An 18,298-nucleotide genomic window follows, 5' to 3' on the forward strand; every position below is an offset into this window, starting at 1 on the left:
CGCCCGACACCACCCTCAACGACTTCGCATCATGGGTCCCTACCGCAAACTCTGGTTCCTGCTGATCGCCGTGCTGGCGGTCACGTTCTCCCTGCTCGGCTACTACGGCGTCGAGGTGTACCGGCAGGCCCCGCCCATCCCGGCCAAGGTGGTCACGGCCGAGGGCCGCACGCTGTTCAGCGGCGACGATATCCTCGACGGCCAGACTGCATGGCAGTCCGTCGGCGGCATGCAGCTCGGCTCGATCTGGGGCCATGGCGCCTACCAGGCGCCGGACTGGACCGCCGACTGGCTGCACCGCGAACTGACCGCATGGATCGAGCTGGCCGCGCAAGATGGGCACGGCCGAGCTTTCGCGCAGCTCGACGCACCGGCGCAGGCCGCGCTGCGCGAGCAATTGCGCACCGAGTACCGCGGCAATGCAACCGATCCGGACAGCAACGTGCTGACCGTGTCGAAGCGCCGCGCGCAGGCCATTGCCGACACCGCCGCCTACTACGACCAGCTCTTCTCCGATGCGCCGGCGCTGCACACCACGCGCGAGCACTATGCGATGAAGGAGAACACGCTGCCGAGCGCCGAGCGCCGCCAGCAGCTGACGCACTTCTTCTTCTGGACCGCGTGGGCCGCATCGACCGCGCGACCGGGCCATGAAGCCACCTACACCAACAACTGGCCGCACGAGCCGCTGATCGGCAACCAGCCCACCAGCGAAAACGTGGTGTGGTCGGTGATCAGCGTGGTGGTGCTGCTGGCCGGCGTCGGCTTCCTGGTGTGGGCGTGGGCCTTCCTGCGCGGCAAGGAAGAGACGCCGCCGCAGGCGCCGGCGCGCGACCCGCTGCTGTCGGTGGCGCTGACGCCGTCGCAACGCGCGCTGGGCAAGTACCTGTTCCTGGTGGTGGCGCTGTTCGTGTTCCAGGTGTTCCTGGGCGGCTTCACCGCGCACTACACCGTCGAAGGCCAGAAGTTCTACGGCATCGACGTGTCGCAGTGGTTCCCTTACGCGCTGGTGCGCACCTGGCATATCCAGAGCGCGCTGTTCTGGATCGCCACCGGCTTCCTCGCCGCGGGGCTGTTCCTGGCGCCGCTGATCAACGGCGGCAAGGATCCGAAGTTCCAGCGGCTGGGCGTCGATGTCCTGTTCTGGGCGCTGGTGGTCGTGGTGGTGGGCTCGTTCGCCGGCAACTACCTGGCGATCGCGCAGAAGCTGCCGCCGCACCTGAACTTCTGGCTGGGTCACCAGGGCTACGAGTATGTCGACCTGGGCCGGCTGTGGCAGATCGGCAAGTTCGCCGGCATCGTGATCTGGCTGGTGCTGATGATGCGCGGCATCCTGCCGGCGCTGCGCGCGCGCGGCACCGACCGCAACCTGCTGGCGCTGCTGACCTCGTCGGTGGTGGCGATCGGCCTGTTCTATGGCGCCGGCCTGGCCTACGGCGAGCGCACCAGCCTGACGGTGATGGAGTACTGGCGCTGGTGGGTGGTGCACCTGTGGGTGGAGGGCTTCTTCGAGGTCTTCGCCACCACGGCGCTGGCCTTTATCTTCTCCACGCTGGGCCTGGTGTCGCGCCCGATGGCCACGGCGGCCAGCCTGGCATCGGCGTCGCTGTTCATGCTGGGCGGGATTCCCGGCACCTTCCACCACCTGTACTTTGCCGGCACCACCACGCCGGTGATGGCGGTGGGCGCCGCCTTCAGCGCGCTGGAAGTGGTGCCGCTGATCGTGCTGGGCCATGAAGCCTGGGAGAACTGGAGCCTGAAGCGGCGCGCGCCGTGGATGGCCGACCTGAAGTGGCCGCTGATGTGCTTTGTCGCGGTGGCATTCTGGAACATGCTGGGCGCGGGCGTGTTCGGCTTCATGATCAACCCGCCGATCGCGCTGTACTACATCCAGGGCCAGAACACCACGCCGGTCCATGCCCATGCCGCGCTGTTTGGCGTGTACGGCTTCCTGGCGCTGGGCTTCACGCTGCTGGTGCTGCGCTACGTGCGTCCGGCCTACCGTCTCAGCCCGGCGCTGATGAAGACCGCGTTCTGGGGCCTGAATATCGGCCTGGTGCTGATGATCGGCACCAGCCTGCTGCCGATCGGCATCATCCAGTTCCTGGCCAGCGTCGAGCATGGCACCTGGTACGCGCGCAGCGAGGCCTTCATGCAGCAGCCCATCCTGCAGACGCTGCGCTGGGTGCGCACCTTCGGCGACGTGGTGTTTATCGCCGGCGCGGTGTCGTTCGCGTGGCAGGTGGTGCTGGGTCTGGCCACGCGCACGCCGCGCGCGGCCGATGCCGTCACCGTCGGGATGAAGCCCGCGGCGCGCTGAACGATTAGAGCGCCGAAAGCACAGTGGCCCGCCCGGGTTACCGGGCGGGCCACTTGCATTGGCGGGCAAGGCAGCAGGCTAGCCTTGTCCCTGCTGTGCTTCGGCAGCGATCTCGCGGATGGCCTGCTCGAAGGCCTCCACCGGCTGGCCGCCGGTGACGAGGTAGCGGTCGTTGAAGATGATCGAAGGCACCGACTGGATGCCCATGCGCTGGTATTCGCCGATTTCCGCGCGTACCGCGTCGGCATAGTCGTCGCCCGCCAGCACCTTGCGTGCCGCGGCGGCGTCGAGGCCGACGGACTGGGCCGCGTCGACCAGCACATCATGGTTGCTGGGGTCCTTGCCGTCCGCATGGTAGGCGCGCAGCAGCGCCTGCTTCAGCGGCAGCTGCCTGCCTTCCAGCCTGGCCCAGTGCAGCAGGCGGTGGGCATCGAAGGTGTTGTAGACATGGGTGCGCGGGCCAAAGGCAAAGCCCACGGCGGCGCCGCGTTCGCGGATCATCGCCTGGGTTTCGGCGATCTGCGCCGGCGTGCGGCCGTACTTGCGGCCGAGATAGTCGACAATGGCCTCGCCTTCCGGTCGCATGCCGGGATTCAGCTCGAACGGATGCACCACGATCTCGGCGTCGACCGCATCTCCCACGCGCTCCAGCGCCAGCTGCAGTGAAGACAGGCCGATGGCGCACCAGGGGCAGGCAATGTCGGAGACGAAGTCGATCTTCAGGGGTTGTGGCATGGCTGCTCCTGGGCAGAGACGGGGCGAGGCCATGGCCCCGGCCCGGATTGGAAATTGCCGACAGGGTAGCGTGACTGGCGAATCCTTGCAGGCGGACGCTGCGGCCGGTGGCCGCCCGGCCCGCCGTGCCGTGGCGGGGCTCAGTCCCAGCGGCGCCCGTGGCCGCGGCCGTGGTCGTCGTGGTCGCCATGGCGGTGCGCCCACTCGCGCCCGCGCCGTTCGCGGCGGTGGTCGTGGTAGCCGTCGCGGTAGCCTTCGCGGTAATACCCGCGATAGTAGGCGCGACGATAGCCGCGGTCATTGTCGTAGCGCACCGGCACCGGTGCCACCACCACCGGCCGCGGCGCCACCACGACCGGGCGCGGTGCGTAGGCCACGGGGGCGGGTGCATACACCGGCGCTGGCGCATAGACCGGGGCCGGATGGTAGACCGGCGCCGGCTGCGCCACCACCACGCCAGGCACGCCGATGCCGATATCGATATTCACACCGGCGTAAGCACCAGCGCTGGCCACCAGCATTGCACCACCTGCTACCGCCATTGCGATGATTCGTTTCATGGCTGCCTCCCAAGGGGCGTTGGACATGGGCTCACTGTAGGGGGGCGGGCTGTAATATGGGGCGCGCGAAGTGTTGCAAGTGTGACGCGGTGTAACCCCCGGTCAGGCCGCCGCGTGCCGGCGCGGGATGTATCATGCCAACCCTTCCCCAGGTATTTTCCATCCAAGCTGCACATGCGCCGTACCGTTGCCACCCTGCTGGCACTGATCGCTTCCACCGCCATTCCCACCGCCGCAACCGCCGCCGCTGATCTCCAGGCCGGCAAGGCGTTGTTTGCGACGCGCTGTGCCTCGTGCCACCACGTCGGGCGCAACGCGCGCGCGGGCTTTGGTCCGCAACTGAACGGCATCTACGGCCGCACCGCCGGCAGCACCACGGATTTCCAGTATTCGGACGCGATGCGCGCATCGAAGGTAGTGTGGTCGCACGACACGCTGCGCGCCTTCGTCCGTTCGCCCGGCAAGGTGGTGCCGGGCACGAAGATGCGCTTCTGGGGACTGGGCGACGATCAGCAGATCACCGACCTGCTGGCGTACCTGGAGACCTTCAAGTAACGGTGCAACGGTTCGGCCGCGCGGACTCACTCCGCAAAATGCGGTCCCGGCCCTTCTCCCGCCAGCGCGTCCTGCGGATTGCGTAACGGACACGCCTTCAGCGACAGGCAGCCGCAGCCGATGCACCCGTCGAGCTGGTCGCGCAATTGCGTCAGCGTGCGGATCCGTTCGTTTAGATCGTCGCGCCAGCTGGCGGACAGCTTGCGCCAGTCCGCCACGGTGGGCGCGCGGCCATCGGGCAGCTTTTGCATGGCGTCGGCGATCACCGCCAGCGGCAGACCCATGCGCTGGGCCACGCGGATCACCGCCAGGCGCCGCAGCACGGCGCGTGCATAGCGGCGCTGGTTGCCGCCGCTGCGGGTGCTGGCGATCAGGCCGCGGGCTTCATAGAAATGCAGGGCGGACACGGCAATGCCGGTGCGCGCCGCGACTTCACCGACGGAGAGCAGTTCTTCCGCGGGCGCGGCGCGGCGCCGGCGCGGCGTGACGGGCGGTTGCTTGGAAGCCATGGCGAAGGGCAGGCAGTGCTGCAACGTTGGAACGCAGGAATGCCCATGCTAACACCATGGCCGCGCTTGACCTTAACCTAACTTGAGGTTTGATACTGGCGGCTCCTCTGTCCGAGATGCCTTCCACAAGCCGATGACCATGTTTCCGTTCTCGCCCTCGTCCCTACGCTCGCCCGCCATGCCCGCGTTGCCGGTCACGCCGACCGTGCCCTTCGCCCGTCCCAATGACTCGCTGAGCCTGCTTAATCCCGACGGCCTGTATGACCCGCGGCCCAACGGCTATTCGCACGTGGCCCTGGTCGAAGGCCCGGTCCGCATCGTCTATGTCTCGGGGCAGGGCGGCGAAGATGCGGCGGGCTGCCTGCCGCTCGATTTTCCGCGCCAGGTGGCGCGTGCCATGCAGAACCTGCGCATTGCGCTGCAGGCGGCCGGTGCCGACGTCGGCGACGTGGCCAAGCTTACGGTGCTGGTGGTGGACCATTCGCACGACCGCCTGCGCACCTTCGGCGCGGCGCTGCGCGAGATGTGGGGCGACCGGCCGACGCCGGCGTGCACGCTGATCCCGGTGCCGCGGCTGGCGCTGGACAACATGCTGTTCGAAATCGAAGCGACAGCGGTGTTGCCGGCCTGAGCCGCGGCATGCCTGGGATGAAGGCCGGACTCAGCGCGCCGCGGCGCTGAAGGTCTTGTTGACGATCTTCCAGACGCCGTCGATCTCGAGCAGCGTCATGTAGTCGGTGAAGGTCACGCCCGGGTATTCCAGCACCACCTTGGCCGCGCCGGCGTTGCCGACCACGTCGAACTGCGTGATGAAGCGCTTGCGTTGCGCCTCGTCCGCGGCCGGATGGCCGGGGCAGCGCGCCGTGGCGAATTCCTCGACCGTCAGCGAGTGCAGCTTGCCGTCGCGGAACGAGACGATGCGCGCGTCCGCCGCGAAGGCCTTGTACATGAATTCGGCCTTGCCGGTGATATGGCCCTGCAGGTAGTCCTCGATCGGCGCGAGCGCGGCCACGTGGCGGGACGTCAGGCCGGTTTCCGAAAACGTCATGATCTCCTCCAAAACTGGGCGGCAGGGGCATGACCATGCCGCAACGTTGAAAGCGCTGATTGTATTCCAGTTTTGTATGCAAAGCGTGATGACGGCAGGGCTTAAACCGATGTGGCGATGTGTTCACGCAGCCAGCGGTGCGCCGGATCGCGGTGCACGCGCTCGGGCCACAGCATCGACATTTCGTAGCCCGGCACTTCCACCGGGGGCGCCACCGCGCGCAGTGCCGGGGCGCCGCGCACCAGCCGCTCGGGCAGCATTGCCACCAGGTCGGTGCTGGCCAGCGCCGCCGTGACAAACAGGAAGTGCGGCACCGACAGCACCACGCGCCGCTGCATCCCGGCGCGGGCCAGTGCCTCGTCGGTGACGCCGAGGAAGCCGCCGCCGTCCGGAGACACCATCACGTGCTCCAACGCGCAGAACTGCGCCAGCGTGGGCCGCCGCTTCAGCCGCGGATGGCCGGCGCGGCCCGCCAGCACATAGCGCTCGGTGAACAGCGCGCGCCGGTGCAGCGCCGGCGGCGAGCCGTCGGTGGTGTGGAAGGCCAGGTCCAGCTCGGCGCGTTCGGCCTGCCGGGCGATGCGCGTCGGCACCATCTCGACCACGGCCAGCCGCGCGCCGGGCGCGGACTTGCGCAGCCCCTGCAGCGCGGGCAGCACGATGGTCGATTCGCCATAGTCGGTCGCCGCCACGCGCCAGGTATGGGTCGACGTGGCGGGGTCGAACGGTGTGTCGGCGGAAACCGCCTGCGCCAGTGCCGCCAGCGCTTGGCGCAACGGCTCGCGCAGCGCTTCCGCCCTGGCGGTGGGGCGCATGCCGCGCGCGCCCGGCAGCAGCAGCGGATCGCCGAAGTGGTCGCGCAGCCGGGCCAGGTGGACGCTGACAGAGGGCTGCGACAGATGCAGCCGCTCGGCCGCGCGGGTCACGTTGTGCTCGGACAGCAGCACGTCGAGCGTCAGCAGCAGGTTCAGGTCGAGCCGCCTGAGGCTGGCCGCGGAATTAGTCATGACAATACCTGAAATATCGGATATTCATTTCTAATATACCGGACCGCGGCCTATGCTGGCTTCACCAACACTTGTGAAGCCACCGAAATGAAAGTACTGCTGGTCTATGCCCACCCCGAACCGCGCTCGCTCAACGGCGCCATCCGCGACTTTGCCGTGCAGCGATTGCGCGACGCCGGCCACGAAGTCCAGGTCTCGGATCTGTATGCGATGCAGTGGAAGCCGCAGCTGGACGCCGCGGATTCGAAGTTTCCCAACACCGACGCGCCGTTCCACCCGTCGCTGGATTCGAAGCACGCCTTCGACAACGGACTGCAGAGCGACGACATCGCGCGCGAGCAGGACAAGCTGCGCTGGGCCGACACCGTGATCCTGCAGTTCCCGCTGTGGTGGTTCTCGATGCCCGCCATCCTGAAGGGCTGGGTCGAGCGCGTCTATGCCTATGGCTTTGCCTACGGCGTCGGCGAGCACTCGGACCAGCGTTGGGGCGACCGCTATGGCGAAGGCACGCTCGCGGGCAAGCGCGCCATGCTGATCGTCACGACTGGCGGCTGGGAATCGCACTACAGCGCGCGCGGCATCAACGGCCCGATCGACGACATCCTGTTCCCGATCCACCACGGCATCCTGCATTACCCCGGGTTTGACGTGCTGCCGCCGTATCTGGTGTATCGGACCAGCAAGGTTGATGAGGCGCGCTTTGCGCAAATCCGCGAGGAGCTGGGCGAGCGTCTGGATGCGCTGGGGACGACCGCACCGATTCCGTTCCGGCGGCAGAACGGCGGAGACTACCTGATCCCGCAACTCACGCTACGCGAGGAAGTGGCGCCGCAAGCCGTGGGCTTCGCGGCGCATGTGGATGGCGAGCGGCGCTGAGTGCGCGCTGCCCTCGCTACTCGGCGCGGATATCCGCGCGCGCCGCCACCGCCCGCATCTCCGGCAGTTCCTTCTCCACCCGCGCCTTCACCGCCGCCCCATTGCCATAAGCCGGCGTCAACGCCAGCTCGACCATGCGCGCCTTGGTGGCGGGCGCGTTGGCGACGTCGGCCAGCGCCTTTTCCAGCTTCTGCTGCACCGGCGCGGGCAGGCCGGCGGGTGCCAGCAGCGCGAACCAGGTGCCCATCTGGAAGCCGGGGTAGCCGCTTTCGGCGACGGTCGGCACCTGCGGCAAGGCCGGCAGGCGCTGCGGCGACAGCACCGCCACCGGCCGGATCTTGCCGCCCTTGATCAGCGGCAGGGTTGCCACCACGGTATCGACGGCCACCGGCACCTGCCCGCCCGCGAGCGCGGTCAGGCTGGGGGCGCTGCCGTTGAACGGCACGTGCACCATGCGGATGCCGGTGGCGGCCTTGAGCATCTCCGCGCCGAAATGCACCGACGAGCCGGTGCCGAACGAGCCATAGGAGAACTTGTCCGGGTTTGCCTTGGCCTGCGTCACCAGGTCCTTGAGCGTGGCGATCTGTGTATCGGGGTTGGCCACCAGCACCAGGCTCATGTCGGCGATCAGGCCGAGCGGGGTGAAGCTCTTGATCGGGTCATAGCCCAGTTGCTGGCGGATCGCGGGGTTCAGCGTCAGCGTGGTGCTGGCTGCCAGCAACAGCGTGTAGCCGTCGGGCGCGGCCTTGGCCACCTGGGTGGCGCCGATCACGGTGCTGGCGCCGGGCTTGTTCTCGACCACCACCGACTGGCCGAGCTTTTCGCCGAGGCCGACTGCCAGCAGGCGGCCCAGCACGTCAGTGGCGCCGCCGGCGGCGAACGGCACCACCAGCCGCAGCGGACGCTCCGGCCACGTTTGCGCCTGCGCGGCGGGCGCGGCGGACAGCGCCGCGGCCACGGCGGTGGCGCAGGCGAGAAACAGCTTCGGGGGCATTGCAGTCATCGTGGCACTCCAGCGGCAGTTATGAGAATGGGGGCAAGCGGAATCGACGGGCGGCGGGGCTCAGCCCAGCCAGGGGCTGCGCACGCGCGAAAAGCCGCCGGCCTGGTCGTAGGCATGGCCCAGCTGCAGCACCGCGGCGTCGGCCTGCGCCGGGCCGATGATCTGGATACCGGCGGGCAGGCCTTGCGGGCCGAAGCCGGCGGGCGCGGCCAGCGCCGGCAGCCCGGCCATGGTGGCCGGCACCACCGCCTGCATCCAGCGGTGGTAGGTGTCCATGTCGCGGCCGTCGATGGCATGCGGCCAGTCCCAGCCGGCATCGAACGGGAACACCTGTGCGGCCGGCAGCACCAGGTAATCGAAGCGTTCGAACAGCGCGCGCAGCGCCTGGTACCACGCGCTGCGTTCGGCCATGGCCTCGTACACGCGCGTGCCCGGCAGCGCCAGGCCGCGTTCGATTTCCCAGACCGCCTCGGGCTTGAGTTGCGCGCGCTTGGCGGGGTCGCGGTACAGGGCCGCATTGGCACCAGCTACCGAGAAGCTGCGCAGGTCGATCCAGGCGCGCCACAGCCGTTCCAGGTCGAAGTCCGGCAGCGCCGCGTCGATGGTGCAGCCTAGCGTCCGCAAGTGCTCCAGCGCCTGCACGCAGGTGTCGAGCAGGCCCGCCTCGGTGGGCAGGTGCCCGCCCAGGTCGCCGAGCCAGCCGATGCGCACGCCGGTCCAGTCGCGTTCGGGCGGCAGCGCAAAGGTGCCGGGCGCCTCTGTGCGGCGCGTCAGCGGCAGCCGTGCATCGAAGCCGGCCTGCACCGACAGCAGCAGCGCCAGGTCCGGCACGTTGCGCGCCATCGGCCCGGCCACGCTGAACTGCTGGAAGAACACTTCGTCGCCCGGGCCGTGCGGCACGCAGCCGACCGAGGTGCGCAGCCCATAGACATGGTTGAACGCCGCAGGCGTGCGCAGCGAGCCCATCATGTCCGAGCCGTCGGCCACCGGCAGCATGTGCAGCGCCACCGCCACCGCGGCGCCGCCGCTGCTGCCGCCGGCGGAGCGGGTGGGGTCGAAGGCGTTGCGGGTGGTGCCGTAGACCGGGTTGTAGGTATGGCCGCCGAGGCCGAACTCTGGCGAGTTGGTGCGCCCGACAAAGACCGCGCCGCTGGCGCGCATGCGCTCGAAGATCACGGCATCGGCGTCGCTGACCTGGCCGGCGAAGATCGGCGAGCCCTTGGTGGTGACCATGCCCGCGGCCGGGCTGATGTCCTTGGGCGCCTGCGGGAACCCGTGCAGCGGACCGCGGCTGGCGCCGCGCGCCAGTTCGTGGTCGAGTCCGCGCGCCTGCTCGCGCAGCGTGTCGCGGTCCACCGCGGCGACGATGGCGTTGACGCGGGGGTTGTGGCGGTCGACCTGGTCGAGGAAGGCATCGAGCACTTCCACGCAGGAGACGTCGCGCGCATGGATGGCGCGCGACAGCGCAACGGCATCGAGCTCGGTGATCGGGTTGGTCGAGGTAGCGGGAGTCTGGGCAGTCGCCATGGCGCGAGGTCTCCGGTGATGTGTGGGGAAAGCATACGAGCGACCCGTGCTTTCCCGCAATCGACGATTTTTTCAAATATCCTTGCGTAAAACGCAAACCGACCGGAGCCCGCCCCCATGTTGTCGCATCGCCTGCAGGACACCTCGCTGCGCTATTTCCTGGAAGTGGTCCGCAGCGGCTCGCTGACCGAGGCGGCGCAGCGGCTCAATGTCACCGTGTCGGCGGTGAGCCGGCAGGTCGCCGCGCTCGAGGCCCTGCTCGGCGTGCCGTTGTTCGACCGTCGCCCGCGCGGCATGGTGGCCAGCGCCGCCGGCGAGCTGCTGGCGGCCTACGCACTGCGCGGCGCGCTGGAAGCCGACCGCGTGGTGTCCGAGATCGCCGCGCTGCAGGGCCTGCGCCGCGGCCGGGTGCGCGTGGCCAGTTCCGCCGGTTTTGCGATCGAGTTCCTGCCGCGCATCATCGCCGAGTTCCGCCAGCGCTATCCGGGCCTGCAGTTCCACGTGCGCGTGGCGCCGCCGGCGGATGTGACCGGCATCGTGCTGCATGGCGACGCGGATATCGGCATCACCTACAGCCGCGCCGCCGAGCAGGGCATCCGCATCGCCCACCGGCAGGCCGCGCCGGTGATCGCCATCATGCGCCCGGACCATCCGCTGGCGCGCTTTCGCAGCGTCACGCTGGCGCAGATGCAGCCGTACCCGCTGGCGCTGCCCGAGGGCGACAACACCGTGCGCCAGCTGTTCGACCTGGCCTGTGGCGAGCGCGGCATGGTGTTCGAGCCGGTATTGGTGACGAACCACTTCGAGACCCTGACCAGCTTCGTGCTGCACGGCGGCGGCCTGTCGATCTCGGGCAGCGTGACCGTGGGCGACCGCTTGCGCCGCGGCGAGCTGCATGCCGCCACCATCCGCGAACGCGGCATGCGCAGCCGGGCGATCGAACTGCAGACGCTGGCGGGCCGCACGCTGCCGGAGGGCGTGCGCGCCTTCCTGGGCTTTATCCGCGACAAGCTGGTGGCCGAGGCCGCGGGCTAGCCCGCGCGCTTGCGCCGCGCCGCCGGGCCCAGCACCACCCATGCCGGCGCATGGTCGCTGGGATGGTCCTCGCCGCGCACCCAGCGATCGACGCCGGCGTCGCGCAGCCGCGGCGCCAGCTCGGCGCTCAGCAGCAGGTGGTCGATGCGCAGGCCGGAGTTGGTCTGCCAGTGCCGGCGGAAGTAATCCCAGAAGGTGTAGATCGGCGCATCGGGATGGTGCTGGCGCAGCGCGTCGGTCCAGCCCTGCGCCAGCAGGCGCGCGTAGGCCTCGCGGCTTTCCGGCTGCAGCAGCGCGTCCTTGCGCCACGAGCGCGGGTTGTAGATGTCCTGGTCGGTCGGCACCACGTTGTAGTCACCGGCCAGCACCACCGGGTGGCCACTGTCGAACAGTTCCTGCGCATGCGCGATCAGCCGTTCGAACCAGGCCAGCTTGTAGTCGAACTTGGGACCGGGCTGCGGATTGCCGTTCGGCAGGTAGAGGCAGCCGATCAGCATGCCGGCGACCGCCGCCTCCAGGTAGCGGCTGTGGCTGTCGTCAGGATCGCCGGGCAGTCCGCGCCGCACTTCGACCGGCTCCGCGCCGCGCGCCAGGATGGCGACGCCGTTCCAGGATTTCTGGCCATGCCAGATTGCGCCATAGCCGGCGTCGCGGATCTCGCGGGCCGGAAAGCTCTCGTCGGCGGTCTTCAGTTCCTGCAGGCAGACGATGTCCGGCGCTTCGCGCGCGAGCCAGTGGCACAGCGCACCCACGCGGCTGCGGATGCCGTTGATGTTGAAGGTGGCGATCTTCAGCCTGGACGCGGGCATGCGGTGCGGGCGGTGTGGGCGGTGGCGTGATCAAAAAAAGCCGGCGGAAGATTTCCGCCGGCTGCTGGCCTTTATGCACGCCAGGTGCTGCCCGTCGTGGTGCTGGTGGTGCTGCCGCCGGTGGTGGCGGTAGCGCTGCCCGAGCCCGGCGAGCTGCTGGAGCTGCTGGTGCTGCCTGTGCTGCCTGTGCTGCCTGTGCTGCCTGTGCTGCCCGCGCTGCGGGTAACGCCGGACGACTCGCCGTGGCGCTCGCTGTCGCGGCGCACGCGGATGTCGTTGTTGACGTCCTTGACACCGTAGGTGCCGTCGGCCATGTCCTCGATGTAGTACTTCTGGCCGCGGTCGCGCACGGTGCCGGTCAGCGATACCACGCCGTCATTGACGTCGACGCTGACATCGCTGACGTCCACGCCGCGCGCGTAGCTGAGCCGCTCGCAGATCTGGTCGCGGATGCGCTCGTCGCTGCGCTGGTAGCCGCGCGGGCCGGAGCGCCGTTCGCGCTCGTCGGGCGTGCCGAACCAGTCGCCCACCACTTCGCCGATGCGGCGGCCCAGGTTGTAAAGCATGCCGTGCTCGCGGTCGTCATCGCGATCGTCGTCGCGATCTTCATCGGTCTCCCAGCCGCGCCGCTGTGCGTACTGGCGGTAGCCCGGACTGTGGCTTTGCACCGTGTAGCGGTGTTCTTCCTCTTCGTCGTCGTCCGGGTCGGTCCAGTAGCGGCGGTCGCTGCGCAGGTCGCTGAAGTAGCGCTCGCGGCCTTCGTCGCGGGATGATCCGCGGCCCTCATAGCGCTCGCGCGACTGATAACGCTCGCGCGGCTCGCGGGCGCGTTCGGTGCTCTGGCGCCATTGCTGCTCCGCGTATTCGTCGTCGCGCTGCCAGGCTTGCGGGTCGCGCCATTCGCCGGCGCGTTCCCAGCCGTAGCCGCCGTTCAGGCCATAGCGCAGGTCGCTGCCGTAGCGCCCCTCGCGGGGATAGTCGGGGTAGCGGCTGGCGCCGTACTGCTCATTGAATTCCCGGGCCGGGCGGGCGGGGCCGCCGTAGCTGGTCTGGCCCGGAGTCATTTGCTGGCGTCGGCGCTGCGCCTGCCAGCGGTCGCGTTCCGATTCCGGCTGCCAGTCATCGTCGTCCCATGCCTGGCGGCGCTCGCGCTGGTCGCGCGCTTCACGCTCATCGTAGTAGTAGCCCATGCTGGTTTCCTGACAAGGTAGCGCCCATGTGCGGAAACCGGGGCAAAGTTGCGCCGGCACCGCGGGCGGATATCAGCAAGGGGCAAGATTCGTACCGTGCGGCCGATGGCCTCGCGGGCCCCGGCGCACGGGAGCCGGGCGCACGGACTGTCCGTGCAACGGTTTCAGAGCGTGTAAGGGATGCAGTCTTGGCGGCAGCGTGTGGCGTGGCCCGCACGCGGCGCAGCAGGCACAGGGGGCATCGAGCCCGGCGACCGGTTCATGCCGGCCGCCGGCGCGCGTTCCGCGCGGGACGGCTTATTTCTTGCTGGTCTTGGTCGCTTTCGACTTGGTGCCGGTGGAGGCCTTCGACGGGGCGGCCGTGCTTGCCGGTGCCGCTTCGATCTTCGACTTGGCGAAGGCGAAATAGCATTCCTTGTTGCTGCTGTTGGCCGACTCGGCATCGCTGGTCGCCAGCACACCGGTCACGTTGATCTTGTCCCCGGTCTGCAGGTTGCTGATCTTCTTCTGGTTGACCAGCATCGCATCGCGCATCAGCGCCTTGCCGGTGCACTGCGGATTGACCGAATCCTTGAAGTAGACCGCGATGGTGTCGTCCGTGATGCTCAGGCCATCGACCTTGGTGATGCGCGAGACCGTGCCCGACACCAGGATGGCCTGCGCGTCCCACTTCTTCTTCGCCGTGATTTCGTTCTTCTTCCAGTCCGTCCAGATGTCGCCCAGCGAAGCCGGCTTGGGGTCGGCCAGCATGCGGAAGTCGCCGCTGAGCACGTCGCCGGTGCCGTCGAGCACGCCGCTGATGGAGGACATCGCGCCATCCATCGATTCACAACCGGCCAGCATCCCGGCCAGGACCAGCCCTGCCATCAGTTTTCCCGTCTGCATTTTGCTTCTTCTCCAGGTCCGCCAGCTCTATCGGCTGACGCCGGGGCATTGTATGCGTACATCTTGCAAAATCCAACAGAACTGCCAAAAGCGCTGCAACGGTCGGGAAGATCAGGCTGGCATCCCCCGAACGGGTCTGGAACGCTACGACCCGAACGGGAGCGCCAGTAATTGTTGCGCAGCGCACCAGCCCCGGCGCGCCGCCTCCCCTGAATATGGGATGGGCAACGGCATGCGGCCGTGCGATGGGTACGGGCGGCGGCGTTTACCCTGAACGGGCCCGCCGGGCCGTCCGCGCGCGGACGGGATATGTCAGAATCCGCCGTCGTGCCGGCGCAACCTGCCCGGCCAGCGCACCGCGCGGCAACACTGGGGAGGGGCCCGCATCGCGGCGTGGCTCGGGAATACAGGCATGGCAAGCACAACAAGAGTCCTCATCGTCGAAGACGACCCCCTGGCGCTGCGCCGGCTGGCGCAGGCCGTCGAGCTGCATGCAGCGGATGCCGTGGTGGCGGGCTGCGCCTCGACCGTGGCGGAGGCGCTGGCGTGGCTGGCGCAGCACCAGCCCGACGTGCTGCTGTGCGACCTCGGCCTGCCCGACGGCAGCGGCATCGACGTGATCCGCAACGCGCGCGAGCGCTATCCCGCCTGCGACTGCATGGTCGTGACGGTGTTCGGCGACGACCAGCATGTGCTGGCCAGCATCGAGGCCGGCGCCATCGGCTACCTGCTCAAGGATGAAACCACCGACCGCATCGCCGCCTCGATCGGCGAACTGCGCGCGGGCGGCTCGCCGATGAGCCCGCTGATCGCGCGCCAGGTGGTGAACCGGCTGCGCGGCGCGCCGCCGGAGGCGGCGGCGCGCGATGCGGGCCCCGGCGCGGGCCCTGGCGCGGTAGTGCTGTCGGTGCGCGAGAACGAGATCCTGGACCTGATCTCGCGCGGCTATACCTACGCCGAAACCGCGCGCTACCTGGGGCTGAGCGTGCATACCGTGCAATCGCATATCAAGAACATCTACGGCAAGCTGGCGGTGCGCTCGCGCGGCGAGGCCGTGTTCGAGGCGGCCAAGCTCGGCCTGCTCAAGTCCCTGTAAGACGCACCATGCCGTCGTGGCCGCGATCCCTGCGCCCCGTGCTGGCCCTGCTGCTGGCGTGGGCCAGCCTGCTGCTGCCCGGCATGGCGGCGGCGGACACCATGGCGCTGGCGGAGGCCACGCGCTCGGCCACACTCGCCGACGGCACCGTGCTGCCGGCGCGCGCGCTGGCGCTGCCGGACTACTGGGACCGGGTGATGCCGGGCAAGTCCGGCACCGTGGTCTACGAACTGCGCTTCGACCGCAACTGGCCCGCGGCGGCGCCCGGCGGGCTGTTCGTGCCCTGGGCCGGCGGCAGCTACGAGGTGCGCCTCAACGGCGTGCTGATCGCCGCCGGCGGGCGCCTGGACGCGCCGGCGTCGGCGCTGGCCAAACGCCCGTATTACGTGGCGGTGCCGCCCGAGCTGGCCAACACGCACGGCAACCTGCTGCGCATCACCGTGGCCGCGCGCGCCTATGCGCGCTCGGGCCTGCTGCCGGTGACGGTGGGTCCGGCCGCCGAGGTGCGCGCGCAGTATGAGCGGGCCTTCCTGCTGCGCGTGGTCGGCCCGCTGATCGCGGCGGTGCTGAGCGTGGTGCTGGGCGGGCTGGCGCTGCTGATCTGGTGGCGCCAGCGCGATCCGCTGTTCGGCCTGTACGGGCTGGCCGAGGTGGCATGGAGCGTGCGCCTGCTCGACTACTTCGTCGATGACCTCGCCATCCCGGCGGAAGTGCGCGGCTATATCGTCGCCGCCGCGCGCGAAGTGTTCCTGGGCGCCATTGCCAGGTTCTGCCTGCTGGTGATCCGGGTGCCGTGGCGCTGGCTGCATCGCACCCTCGACGCCTACCTGTGGCTGGCGCTGCCGGTGCTTGCGCCGCTGGCCGCCATCTCCAGCCATCCGCTGGTGTTTCCGCTGAGCTGGCTGGTCAAGGTGGGCATCATCCTGACCGTGGCCGGCGCGATGGTGTGGGGCGCGCTGCGCCGGCCCAGCCGCGAGGCGACGCTGCTGGCCGTCACCGTGGGCGTGTCGGCGGTGCTGTTCCTGGCGGACTGGATCAAGGTCTGGCTGACCGGCGACTATTACTGGGTCCATTCGATGACCCGCTATGTTTCGGTGCCGTTCAGCGTGGTGATGGCATGGATGCTGGTGGAACGCTACACCAGCGCGGTGCAGAGCCTGCAGGACGCCAACCAGGTGCTGACCGAGCGCGTCGCGCAGCGTGAGGCGCAACTGCGCGCGGCCTTCGCGCGCACGCAGAAGATTGCCGCCGAGGAAACCGCGCTGCGCGAGCGCGGCCGCATCCTGCGCGACATGCACGACGGGCTGGGCAGCCAGCTGGTCACGACCTTGTCGATGCTGGAGTCCGGCAAGGCCAGCGGCCCGGAGGTGGCCACGCAGGTGCGGCATGCGCTGGATTCGCTCAAGCTTTCCATCGATGCGATGCAGGACACTGGCGGCGACCTGGCGGCGGTACTGGGCAACCTGCGCTACCGGCTGGGGCCGCGCATCGCCGATGCCGGGCTGGAAATCCGCTGGGAGGTCGAACGCCTGCCCGTGCTGCCGCATTTCTCCGCGCGCAAGGTGCAGGAGCTGCAATACCTGCTGCTGGAAGGCGTTACCAACGTGCTGCAGCATGCGGCGGCGCGCACGCTGACCGTGACCGCCCAGGCGGACGCGCAGGAGATCCGCATCACACTGGCCGACGACGGCCGCGGCTTCGATGCCGCGGCCACGCGCGGCGGTCGCGGGCTGCGCAATATGCAGGTGCGCGCCGCGGCGATCGGCGGCCGGCTGCAGATCCGCTCGGCGCCCGGCGGCACGGCGCTGACGGTGGAGGTGCCGCTGGCGCCGGCGCAGGGCGATGAGGCGGGCACGCCCGGCGAAGGGGCCGCGCCCGCGGCATAGGGCTGGTTCCGGCTTACTAGGGGCTTTACTGCGCCGCGCGCTGCGGCATCAACCGCACCGCCAGCGCGGACAGCGCCGCGGCGGTGGCCAGCGCGGCCACGCCGGTCCAGCCGAAGCGCGCCAGCACCAGGCTGCCGAGCGCAGCGCCGGCGGCCATGCCGGTGAACATGCAGACGAACAGCACGGCATTGAGGCGGCTGCGCGCGCCCGGGTCGATGCCATAGACGATGGTCTGGTGCGCGACCAGCGCCACCTGCACCCCCAGGTCGAAGCCGATGGCGCTGGCGCCGATCAGCCACAGCTGCGCCTGCGGCGGCACCAGCGGCGTCAGCAGCATGGCGGCAAACGACAGCGCCGCCAGCGCCGCGCCCGCGCGGGTCACCCGTTCCGGACCGCCGCGATCGGCCAGCCGGCCGGCCAGCGGCGCACCCAGCGCGCCGGCGGCACCGGCCAGGCCGAACGCGCCGGCGGCCTCGCTGCCCAGGTGGAACGGCGCGCCATGCAGCATCACCGCCAGCGTCGACCAGAACGCGCTGAAGCCCACCGAAAGCAGCCCCTGCGCCAGCGCCGCTCGGCGCAGCGCGCCATGCTGGCGCCACAGCGCCGCCAGCGAGGCCAGCAGGGCCCGATACGGCAACGTCGTGGCCGGGGCAAAGCGCGGCAGCTGGCGCCGCGCCACCAGCGCCACCGCGGCGATGCTGGCCGCCGCCAGCATGAACATCGCGCGCCAGCCGAAGTGCGCGGCGACGAAGCCGCTGACCACCCGCGACAGCAGGATGCCCAGCAGCAGCCCGGTCATCACGGTGCCGACCACCTTGCCGCGCTGCGCGGCCGGCGCCAGCGCGGCGGCGGCCGGCACGATGTCCTGCGCCAGCGTGGCGGACAGGCCCACCACCAGGCTCGACACCAGCAGCATGCCGATGCCGGGCGCCAGGCCCGCCAGCAGCAGCGCGCCGACCAGCGCCACCGCCTTGGCCACGATGATATGGCGGCGGTCATAGCGGTCGCCCAGCGGCGCCAGCAGCAGGATGCCCAGCGCATAGCCCAGCTGCGTCAGGGTGGGGATGGCGCCGGCGGTGGCATCAGTGGCGTGCAGGTCGGGAGCCATCACGCCGAGCATGGGCTGGCTGTAGTACAGCGAGGCCACCGACAGGCCGGCGCCGGTGGCGAGCAGCAGGACCAGCCGCGCTGGCACGGCCGGGTCGGCCAGCGTGGCGGCGGGCGAGGTTGCGGGAACAGGGGACATGGCGGGTTTGC

18 protein-coding genes are annotated in these 18,298 nt (G+C 69.7%); 7 read left to right on the plus strand and 11 right to left on the minus strand.

Going from position 1 to position 18,298, the window contains the following annotated elements:
• Positions 1-31: 31 nt before the first annotated feature.
• Positions 32-2,320, plus strand: a complete 2,289-nt coding sequence (locus C7416_RS00540; protein ID WP_111516627.1) for a nitric-oxide reductase large subunit — start codon at positions 32-34, stop codon at positions 2,318-2,320.
• 78 nt (positions 2,321-2,398) lie between these two features.
• Here C7416_RS00540 and C7416_RS00545 read toward each other — a convergent pair whose 3' ends face one another.
• Positions 2,399-3,055: a DsbA family oxidoreductase gene (locus tag C7416_RS00545; protein WP_111516628.1), complete on the minus strand. Its 657-nt coding sequence runs from the start codon at positions 3,053-3,055 to the stop codon at positions 2,399-2,401.
• A 140-nt stretch (positions 3,056-3,195) separates the two neighbouring features.
• Complete coding sequence (locus C7416_RS00550; RefSeq protein ID WP_240988224.1) at positions 3,196-3,615, minus strand: hypothetical protein; 420 nt, start codon at positions 3,613-3,615, stop codon at positions 3,196-3,198.
• Positions 3,616-3,789: 174 nt separating this feature from the next.
• On the opposite strand from C7416_RS00550, the gene C7416_RS00555 reads away from it, so the two are divergent.
• Positions 3,790-4,170, plus strand: a complete 381-nt coding sequence (locus C7416_RS00555) for a c-type cytochrome (RefSeq protein WP_111516630.1) — start codon at positions 3,790-3,792, stop codon at positions 4,168-4,170.
• A gap of 26 nt (positions 4,171-4,196) precedes the next feature.
• Here C7416_RS00555 and soxR read toward each other — a convergent pair whose 3' ends face one another.
• Entirely contained in the window at positions 4,197-4,679 is a 483-nt protein-coding gene (gene soxR, locus C7416_RS00560) for a redox-sensitive transcriptional activator SoxR (protein WP_111517441.1), read from the minus strand.
• A 178-nt stretch (positions 4,680-4,857) separates the two neighbouring features.
• Between soxR and C7416_RS00565 the strand changes: the two genes are divergently transcribed.
• Positions 4,858-5,310, plus strand: a complete 453-nt coding sequence (locus C7416_RS00565; protein WP_111517442.1) for a RidA family protein — start codon at positions 4,858-4,860, stop codon at positions 5,308-5,310.
• 30 nt (positions 5,311-5,340) lie between these two features.
• Here C7416_RS00565 and C7416_RS00570 read toward each other — a convergent pair whose 3' ends face one another.
• Both C7416_RS00570 and C7416_RS00575 read right to left on the minus strand, forming a co-directional pair.
• Positions 5,341-5,727 carry a nuclear transport factor 2 family protein gene (locus C7416_RS00570; protein ID WP_111516631.1) on the minus strand — a complete coding sequence of 129 codons (387 nt, stop codon included), beginning with the start codon at positions 5,725-5,727 and terminating at the stop codon, positions 5,341-5,343.
• Between the two features lie 101 nt (positions 5,728-5,828).
• Complete coding sequence (locus C7416_RS00575; protein WP_111516632.1) at positions 5,829-6,734, minus strand: LysR family transcriptional regulator; 906 nt, start codon at positions 6,732-6,734, stop codon at positions 5,829-5,831.
• Positions 6,735-6,821: 87 nt separating this feature from the next.
• On the opposite strand from C7416_RS00575, the gene C7416_RS00580 reads away from it, so the two are divergent.
• Complete coding sequence (locus C7416_RS00580) at positions 6,822-7,610, plus strand: NAD(P)H-dependent oxidoreductase (RefSeq protein WP_111516633.1); 789 nt, start codon at positions 6,822-6,824, stop codon at positions 7,608-7,610.
• Positions 7,611-7,626: 16 nt separating this feature from the next.
• On the opposite strand, the gene C7416_RS00585 is transcribed toward C7416_RS00580, so the two are convergent.
• Both C7416_RS00585 and C7416_RS00590 read right to left on the minus strand, forming a co-directional pair.
• Complete coding sequence (locus tag C7416_RS00585) at positions 7,627-8,613, minus strand: Bug family tripartite tricarboxylate transporter substrate binding protein (RefSeq protein WP_111516634.1); 987 nt, start codon at positions 8,611-8,613, stop codon at positions 7,627-7,629.
• Positions 8,614-8,673: 60 nt separating this feature from the next.
• On the minus strand, positions 8,674-10,140 hold the full coding sequence (locus C7416_RS00590; protein WP_111516635.1) for an amidase: 1,467 nt from the start codon (positions 10,138-10,140) through the stop codon (positions 8,674-8,676).
• 117 nt (positions 10,141-10,257) lie between these two features.
• Here C7416_RS00590 and C7416_RS00595 point away from each other — a divergent pair, with 117 nt between their 5' ends.
• Positions 10,258-11,175: a LysR family transcriptional regulator gene (locus C7416_RS00595; RefSeq protein ID WP_111516636.1), complete on the plus strand. Its 918-nt coding sequence runs from the start codon at positions 10,258-10,260 to the stop codon at positions 11,173-11,175.
• Here the strand turns inward: C7416_RS00595 and xth are convergent.
• From xth to C7416_RS00610, 3 genes are all read right to left on the minus strand, one after another.
• Positions 11,172-11,984 (minus strand): exodeoxyribonuclease III, encoded by an 813-nt coding sequence (gene xth / locus C7416_RS00600; RefSeq protein ID WP_111516637.1) that lies wholly within the window; start codon positions 11,982-11,984, stop codon positions 11,172-11,174. The genes C7416_RS00595 and xth overlap by 4 nt on opposite strands.
• A 71-nt stretch (positions 11,985-12,055) precedes the next feature.
• Positions 12,056-13,174: a BON domain-containing protein gene (locus tag C7416_RS00605; protein WP_111516638.1), complete on the minus strand. Its 1,119-nt coding sequence runs from the start codon at positions 13,172-13,174 to the stop codon at positions 12,056-12,058.
• Between the two features lie 297 nt (positions 13,175-13,471).
• A complete protein-coding gene (locus C7416_RS00610) occupies positions 13,472-14,041 on the minus strand; it encodes an OB-fold putative lipoprotein (RefSeq protein WP_258400822.1) in 570 nt (189 codons plus the stop codon).
• A gap of 430 nt (positions 14,042-14,471) precedes the next feature.
• On the opposite strand from C7416_RS00610, the gene C7416_RS00615 reads away from it, so the two are divergent.
• Positions 14,472-15,155, plus strand: coding sequence for a response regulator (locus tag C7416_RS00615; protein ID WP_111516640.1), 684 nt, complete (start codon positions 14,472-14,474; stop codon positions 15,153-15,155).
• Between the two features lie 8 nt (positions 15,156-15,163).
• Positions 15,164-17,041, plus strand: coding sequence for a sensor histidine kinase (locus C7416_RS00620; RefSeq protein WP_111516641.1), 1,878 nt, complete (start codon positions 15,164-15,166; stop codon positions 17,039-17,041).
• A gap of 25 nt (positions 17,042-17,066) precedes the next feature.
• Here the strand turns inward: C7416_RS00620 and C7416_RS00625 are convergent, their stop codons facing one another.
• Positions 17,067-18,287 (minus strand): MFS transporter, encoded by a 1,221-nt coding sequence (locus C7416_RS00625; protein ID WP_111516642.1) that lies wholly within the window; start codon positions 18,285-18,287, stop codon positions 17,067-17,069.
• Between the last annotated feature and the right edge of the window lie 11 nt (positions 18,288-18,298).

This window comes from Cupriavidus phytorum (assembly GCF_003254285.1).
GTDB lineage: Bacteria > Pseudomonadota > Gammaproteobacteria > Burkholderiales > Burkholderiaceae > Cupriavidus > Cupriavidus phytorum.